Here is an 8,102-nt window from a genome sequence, read left to right as displayed (position 1 = left end):
AATCACGGTATGACTTACCATAATTACTGATTGAGGGATGGCAAGCTCCAATGCAAGGAATGATTTCGTAATTTTGTAGTGCAGATTAAAAACGGAACGAGGCAATGGAAGATATACTTTATTTTAGCAGCGTAAAGGAATACAACGATTTTAATAACAACGAGACCCTACATCCGCTGGTCAGCGTGGTTCATTTGGACAAAGCCAACCCGAGAAAACTCCGACGTTTGCGTTATGGCTTTTACACGGTCTTTCTGAAACAAATCTATTGCGGCGATTTACGCTACGGCTTAAACAATTATGATTATGAGGAGGGAACTTTGATATTTTTGGCTCCTCATCAAGCTATTGGAGAAAGCGGTGATAGCTATTATCAGCCACAGGGCATTGCGCTTGTATTTCACCCTGATTTGATCGCTGGAACCTCGCTCGGAAAGACCATGACTGATTATCATTTTTTCTCTTATGCTGCGAATGAAGCCCTGCATCTATCCGAACAGGAAAGGAAGATTATTCGTGATTGCTTCGGAAAAATAGAATATGAATTACAGCACGCTATTGACAAGCATAGCAGGAAATTAATTGTTTCTAATATAGAGCTGTTTCTGAATTACTGTACTCGTTTTTATGATCGCCAATTTATTACCAGGGAGCATGTCAACAAAGGGATTTTAGAACGGTTTGAACAATTGCTGAACAACTACTTTTCTTCGGATAGGCCGCAGGTAATCGGCGTACCATCTGTCTCTTGGTGTGCCGGGGAACTGAACTTATCGACCAACTATTTTGGCGATCTAATCAAGAAAGAGATCGGCGTATCCGCCCAGGAATACATCCAGGCGCATGTGATCAATGCCGCAAAAGCACGGATTTCCGTTGGTGATAAATCTATAAGTGAGATCGCGTATGAGTTAGGTTTTAAATATCCACAGCATTTTACTCGCCTATTTAAACAGAAGGAAGGTGTGACACCAAATGAATACAAGAATTTGAATTGATATTTCGTATCGATCTCTTATGCAAACGAACGTTTTAAAACTGGGTAGTGGCGGTTTAAAATAGATTTAGAGATCTTACCTAAAAGCTGTATCTTACATACTATCCATTGTGAAAATTTACACCAAGATACAGACTATGAATAAGTGCTTCCTATTTCCTATATATCTAACGTTACTTTCCCTATTAGCTGCATGCTCATCCAGGCAAAATTTTACCAACCCTGTTATCTCCGGTGATCTCCCTGACCCCAGTGTTATCCGTGTCAATGGATCGTACTATGCAACATCTACCTCTTCCGAATGGGCACCATTTTACCCCTATTTCAAATCTAAAGACTTAATCAATTGGACACAGATTGGACACATCTTTGATGTTCAACCGGAATGGACACTATCCTCTTTTTGGGCTCCTGAGCTTTACGAGCTTAACGGAAAAGTATATTGCTACTACACCGCTCGCCGCCGGACAGATGGAATCACCTGCATTGGGGTGGCAATAGCAAATTCTCCTGAAGGTCCTTTTGTGGATCACGGGATCCTTATAAACCATGGAAAAGAAGCTATCGACGCATTTATCTTTGACGATGCTGGACAATTGTACATTACCTGGAAAGCGTATGGACTGGATGATAGAAACATTGAAATTGTGGGAAGCAAATTGTCTGCAGACGGGTTACGATTGGAAGGAGAACTGTTTTCCTTGCTGCGTGACGATGAAGGAATTGGTATGGAAGGACAGTATCATTATAAGGAGGGCGACTATTACTATTTGATCTATGCTGCTCGCGACTGCTGCGGCCCAAAAAGTAATTATGACGTCAGAGTAGCACGTGCCAAAAGCTTCACGGGGCCGTATGAGAAATACGAAGGCAATCCGATCTTAACAGGTGGTAAGCAATACGTTTCTGTAGGTCATGGGACGGCGGTAAAGGGCTTAGACAATCAACTCTATTATCTGTGCCATGGCTACCTTTCGGGGGATAACGTCTACCAAGGGCGACAACCTATTCTTCAGCAAATCAAAATGAACAAAGAGGGTTGGCCTTATTTTGTCACTGGAAAAGAAGCCAGCAGAAATCAACCGCTAATCAAAGCTGCGCACAAGCAGGAGAAATCCGCTGATTTTAAGGATTCTTTTGATAGCAAAAGCTTGAAGCCTGAATGGACTTGGAATTACGCATTTGCAACTAACGAATTCGAACTCGTAAATAAACAGCTTCATTTAAAAGGGACTGCAAAGCCAGACAACGATTATGGAACGGCCATGTGTGTCCGTCCGACAGCACAACATTATACCTTCGAGACACAGGTTGTCAATCAAAATGATGCTTCAAAAGGGCTCACGCTATATGGAGACCATAAAAACCTTTTTCTTTTGAGCATTCAGGGCAACGAGATTCATTTGAAATCCGTGAAAGATGGAAAAGAAGACCTGCTTGAAACCGTTGTAAACGACGCAAATAACGTATATCTAAAGGTTGAAGTAAACCGTGGCGTATATTGTGATTTCTTTTGGAGTACGGATGGCAGGCACTGGAAAAAAATAAACCAAGAGGCCATCGATGCCACTGCACTTACGCGCTGGGATCGCGTAGCACGTCCCGGGTTGATACATATTGGAAAAGCGAACGCTCCAGCAATCTTTAGCTACTTTAAGATGAATAAGGCATCAATCTAAACGTTTAAGCAGTTCATCGTTTATTTTTAAACCTACAACGCTCCCCGAGCTATCTGCAACCAACTCGAAATTAGCGTTACTCTCAAACAGAAAAAAATCTGTAGGACTTGTAAAATAAACTTGTACAGGTGTTTCATCGTGATAGAACGAATAAAATTCCATCAGCGTCCATCCCGATCTATCCATCGCACCTTGCCCATTGATATCATTCCGACGTATTTTGTCATTCGGTCATTGTCGAGTGAGGAATCCTCATCGAAGTGAAACTCCCAATTTCTGCCATCGTGCCGAATGCTGGCTGCATAGGCGTGATTTATAAACACGTGCCACAACCCTTTTGGCTTTGGTCTAATCTCCACAATCTGACGCTTCCCCTTGTCATAAAACATTTCTGCCACAGCATCATCCAGGCGAAGAATGATGGCATCGATACAAGCTTCTCGAAGATCGTCTGGAAGGTCGCCATACGCCAGTTTCCAAATGCCAATCTCCTTTCGAAAAATGTAAATAGAAACGCCGTTTTTACCTGTTAATGTAACTTCCCTACTCCCAAAGGGTTTGTCTTTGGTACTACATGCGATGTGCAACACCTTTCCTCTAACGTGAACTTCTAGCGGTTTCATGTTACAATTTTACTAAAAATATTAGTAATTAATAACTTGTTTATTGGAATATCATTTATTAAGAAGATGAGGGATTTAAAATGTAGCTATGCGATATGTAATGCTATTTTTGTCCCTAAGCCCGGGACGGGGGGCGTCACTTTTTTTCCTAAAAAAAGTAACCAAAAAAATCGTCGCTGGATTTTTGTTGCATCCTTGTTAGATCGTGCAATGGCAAAGACCTACATACGCAACAAAAATGAGGCGACATCTGCGTTAATCTAGGGGCAGGAGCGATAATGTAAAAGTTTTATTGCGATTTCTCCCTTTATGCATTACACTGTATCCAATACATTTTTGTCCTTAAGCCCGGGACGGGGGCGTCACTTTTTTTCCTAAAAAAAGTAACCAAAAAAATCGTCGCTGGATTTTTGTTGCATCCTTGTTAGATCGTGCAATGGCAAAGACCTACATACGCAACAAAAATGAGGCGACATTTGCGTTAATTTAAGGTCAGGAGCGATAATGTAAAAGTTATATTATGATTTCTCCCATTACGCATTACACTGTATCCAATACATTTTTGTCCTTAAGCCCGGAACGGGGGCGAGTAACGGAAGCGTTTGCGAGAAACAACGTTATTTCAGAGGACAATTGCAGTCCTAACAAATTGCCCAACACGCGGGTTTACATATTCTGTACTACACACTAAAATCTAGTTATCGCATACAATGTATACTTTCAGTGTTGGAAAGCACGAGAAATGTTTGGGGAATGAGGGGACGACAAAGCCTAGAAATCATATCGAAATCGACATCAAACGATTTCGTATATTTACATATCACCCGTGCTACTGTTCTCAAAAATCTCGTGTAGTTTCCGCTGCAATAGTTTTCTATCTGGCAGCTGTGTTTGGTATGCCGAAACCATAGTGGGTGAAAGCGAACGGCTCAACGCATATTCGACTACTTCGCTGTCTTTACCTTTGCAAAGCAGAATCCCGATGCTAGGGTTTTCATGGGTCTTCTTTACGTCACGGTCTAACGCTTCTAAATAAAAATTAAGTTGTCCCAAATGCTCAGGTTGAAATTCATCAGCTTTAAGTTCAAAAGCTACTAAGCATTGCAAATCACGATGATAAAACAGCAAATCGATATAAAAATCTTTATTGCCTACCTGCACTTTGTATTCTTCATCAATGAAAATAAAATCCCGTCCCAATTCAAGAATAAAATTTTTCATTTGTTTGATTAAGCCCTTTTGCAAATCGCTTTCATTGTGCGGTTCGTGCAGGTTTAGAAACTCAAATACATAATTGTCTTTGAAAGGGTTTGTTATATCGGACCTAAATTCTCCAGGTAGTGATGTGAGTTTTGCATTTCCGATCATTGTACGCTCGAAAAGACTTGCAGAAATTTGGCGGTCAAGTTCCCGTTTGGTATATTTTTCTTTAATAGCCATACGCAAGTAAAACTCTCTTTCTTCTTCGGTTTTACAGCGTGAAAAGATAGTAAGATGATGTGTCCAACTCAATGCTGCCAAAAGTGTATTTTTAATATCCTGGGCTTGGAAACCAAATTGTATCACCGCTGTTGACACAATTATACCATCCTTATTATCAGTATCTTGAATTTGTCTCACCAATGGTGAGACAAATTTAGATTGCGCATATGTTTCAAAAAACTTGACCATCCTATAGAGCCCAGCTCTACTGAACCCCTTCAATTCGGGATTGTTCCGTTGAATGAACAAAGCTAATTCGTCTACCGTTCCATCCCCCCATTCTGCAACTATCAATTTTTGTTTGATATATGCTCCTACATTCCAATACAAATTAATCAGTTCTGTATTGACTGCCTTTATTGCATTCCGTCGGGATTGTTGTATAAGCTGTATGATGTCGGTAAATCTCTGATCCATGGCTAAAACTACAAAATACGAATTTAAAAATAATTGATTTTAAAAAAGCTCATTGATTTCCGCTCAGCTGATTAAAACCAGATTCTTATCGTCTGAGGTTCATAAAGCACAAAAAAGCCCGACTTTCATCGAGCTTTTTTAATTTCAGGGATTGAACAACTTTGTCATACAGTTAGGTCCTGCACGATAATAGCGATACCTGAGTGAGGATATCGTAATTGACTTTCCCTCCTATGAATATAAAAGCCAGATTGTCCAAAAGCTTTTTAGACATTTTATTTTTTAGATCAACGTTTCGCTGTCCATTTATCCGCCAACATCTTCATATAAAATCCACCGACGACACTACGCGCCTTAAAGTTCTCCCGAATACCATTTGTAGAATCGTAAAAGTCATTTAGTGGCACACGAGACGGTGTTTCTAAGGCATGTCGAAACACGGGGTTTATAAACCTTTTAAAGGTTGCCTGATCCTCCGTCATGACTGCCGACCACAGTATCCAATCATTTTTCGTATAGTTCTTCCGACTGTCCAACGGTAGGCCAAAACGATTCATGCGTGGCAAATAATAGGCAATTTCTTTCACGGCTACCTCTTTGGGGAACAAGTTAAAATCCAATACCTTATCCCAAACAAGGTTATATTTCTGGCTCCAGGTGTTGGGATCATCAAAGGTAAGCGCATAGTGATCTCCAGCATCGGCCATAGCCATCCACTTCGGCACCATTTCTTCCGCAATTTTCCGGTAACGATCCGCGACATCCTTCTTTCCCAACATTTCTGCAAGTCGTGCATAGCTCGCAATGCCCATTATTGCTTTAAGCGAAAGGTTGGCATTACGCGCAAGATGACCTGCGAAATCATCCGTGCAAAGCTGCGTTTTTGGATCGAGCCCCTCTTTGACGAGGTAGTCCGTCCAAGTGGTAAGAATGTCCCAGTGTTTCGACGCGTATGCTGCATCACCTTGCGCCTGCGCTATTGCCGCCGTCATGATGAGCATATTCCCAGATTCTTCTACTGGCATCGGCTCTCCATATGTCTGTCCGTTAGCTCGCGGATACGTACCAAGGTCATGCGCAGCCCAAGGATGTGGATACTTCCCGCTTTCGCTGAAATGGAAGATACCATTTAGCATTCCTTGTAATAAAATAGGATTGTATATCAAATATAAAGGTGATGAAGGGTAGGTTACATCCACCGTATTGATAAACCCGCCGCTATTATTCTCTTTGGAGAGCCACAACACCTCTTTTTCTGGCCCCTCCACTAAGGTGTGTGCTGCGATACTTTGTCTATAGGCCAAAGCACAGAGGTGAGCGTATTTTTCTCCCCCGGCCTCATTAGCTTGTTGCCATAGGGTTTGATCAAAGCGAGCGCAGTCCTGCATTAATTTTTCATAGTCTGCTACCGCAGCCTGTAATTGCGACTCGAAAGTACGGTCGCCGTTTTTGTTCCACCAAGGACGTAGATCTTGGTTAAAATACTGAATAGCGATAACCTCGTCATAACCGATGGTCAGAAACCGCTCTACAGGCGTAGCGCCTACCGTACCTAAAGCAATTTCGGTATGCAGCGATAGCGATTTGCCACGATATGGACCTGCATTTTTGTCTGCTCTGCTTCCGGATAAATATTGTTTAACGTCTTTACTTGCAGGCGCCGCAACATACAGGTATCCCCAGTCGATGCGCATATCGTCAGCGCCTTTCTGTAATGTTGGTTGTTCGACAGTACCGGTTTTCAGGATAGAAAGACCTCCATCCTTGTAAGCCCACCCTTCTACTTCTTGCTGATCAGCCATATAGACCGCTAAATCCGAAGACACTTGTTGGTGAACCTTAACACGGTGCTGCTTCCCATCCTTCGAGGCAACCTCGTAGGAGATATAAGAAACAGGCCGCGCCAGAAGATCAAGATTGTCCATTAAAAGTGGCGAAGTGAAGGAAACTTTGAGGGCAACACCGCCACAATCGAATGTATAGACCGTTTGTGTAGCCTGCACATCCACGCCAGTTTGCTGTGCAACAGCCACACCAGCCTTGTCAGACGGCAGCTTGTTTACGAGATCGAAATTCAAAAACCGGTCGCCTGCTGTATTTTTCAAGTATATGGCAAGCACATTTTTGCCCGTCCGCAACAAGCCGTTGGCTTTGGAAGAAATATCGAAATATTCAAATCGGTTATTCCAGCCCTCCTTCTCAAAAACCAGCTTGCCATTGAGGTACACCTCCACATTATCGTCGTGATGTAACTTCAGGTACAAGGGCTTATCTTTATCCACTTTATCCAACGAAAATTCTCGTCTCACCCAGATATTATCAGATTCCCACAAGGTGCCGGGTACCGATTTATTATCAGAAATAGGCAACACCCCTTCTTTCCAATTGGATGCCGTAAAGTTTAACCCTTGCCAACCGTTTGCCGACGTTTGCTCATTATATTTCACTGCCGTTTTACTTTCTTCTTTGTCCGGCGGCATAATCGTTTGGTAGTGCGGAACATCCATCCCCATAAAGCGGTAGATAGCCCCATCGACCTCAAGGTATCCTGTCAAACCATGCGCCACACCAGTCCAGTGCTCTGTGGTCTTATCTGTCAACACGTCACTGGTCGACCAAATACTGAAATTCGGATTATGGGTTATCAATGGATAAGCTGGAGCTTTCCGACCGGAGTTGTCTTGAGCGTAAGCCGCAAATACCATGAAGATCGAGGCGAAGAGCCATAAGCCTATCCGCATCTTATTCGTTTTAAAGTTCTTTACTTTCATCATAATTTAGTGCAAAACAGTTTATAACGGTGGGGTAATGTGGGTTAACATACCCCAACCGTTAAATATTATTCCATATTGACGCTGTTTGTTCTTACATTGGTTCTAGCATCAAATACTACTTCCTTCATCA

5 protein-coding genes are annotated in these 8,102 nt (G+C 42.2%); 2 read left to right on the top strand and 3 right to left on the bottom strand.

Features of this window, described 5'->3' with window-relative positions:
• Positions 1–104 precede the first annotated feature (104 nt).
• Both DI53_RS12395 and DI53_RS12390 read left to right on the top strand, forming a co-directional pair.
• Positions 105–998 (top strand): helix-turn-helix domain-containing protein, encoded by an 894-nt coding sequence (locus tag DI53_RS12395; RefSeq protein ID WP_037499874.1) that lies wholly within the window; start codon positions 105–107, stop codon positions 996–998.
• A gap of 136 nt (positions 999–1,134) precedes the next feature.
• Entirely contained in the window at positions 1,135–2,676 is a 1,542-nt protein-coding gene (locus tag DI53_RS12390; RefSeq protein WP_037499871.1) for a family 43 glycosylhydrolase, read from the top strand.
• A gap of 161 nt (positions 2,677–2,837) precedes the next feature.
• Here the strand turns inward: DI53_RS12390 and DI53_RS12385 are convergent, their stop codons facing one another.
• The 3 genes from DI53_RS12385 to DI53_RS12370 form a co-directional block, all read right to left on the bottom strand.
• Positions 2,838–3,299 (bottom strand): hypothetical protein, encoded by a 462-nt coding sequence (locus DI53_RS12385; protein WP_037499868.1) that lies wholly within the window; start codon positions 3,297–3,299, stop codon positions 2,838–2,840.
• 813 nt (positions 3,300–4,112) lie between these two features.
• Positions 4,113–5,198: a PDDEXK nuclease domain-containing protein gene (locus tag DI53_RS12375; RefSeq protein WP_037499863.1), complete on the bottom strand. Its 1,086-nt coding sequence runs from the start codon at positions 5,196–5,198 to the stop codon at positions 4,113–4,115.
• A gap of 287 nt (positions 5,199–5,485) precedes the next feature.
• Positions 5,486–7,972, bottom strand: a complete 2,487-nt coding sequence (locus tag DI53_RS12370; protein WP_241462420.1) for a glutaminase family protein — start codon at positions 7,970–7,972, stop codon at positions 5,486–5,488.
• Positions 7,973–8,102 lie beyond the last annotated feature (130 nt).

It is taken from the genome of Sphingobacterium deserti (assembly GCF_000757725.1).
GTDB lineage: Bacteria > Bacteroidota > Bacteroidia > Sphingobacteriales > Sphingobacteriaceae > Sphingobacterium > Sphingobacterium deserti.
Note: the sequence above shows the minus strand (reverse complement) of the source record. Positions and strands in the feature narration are given on the sequence as shown.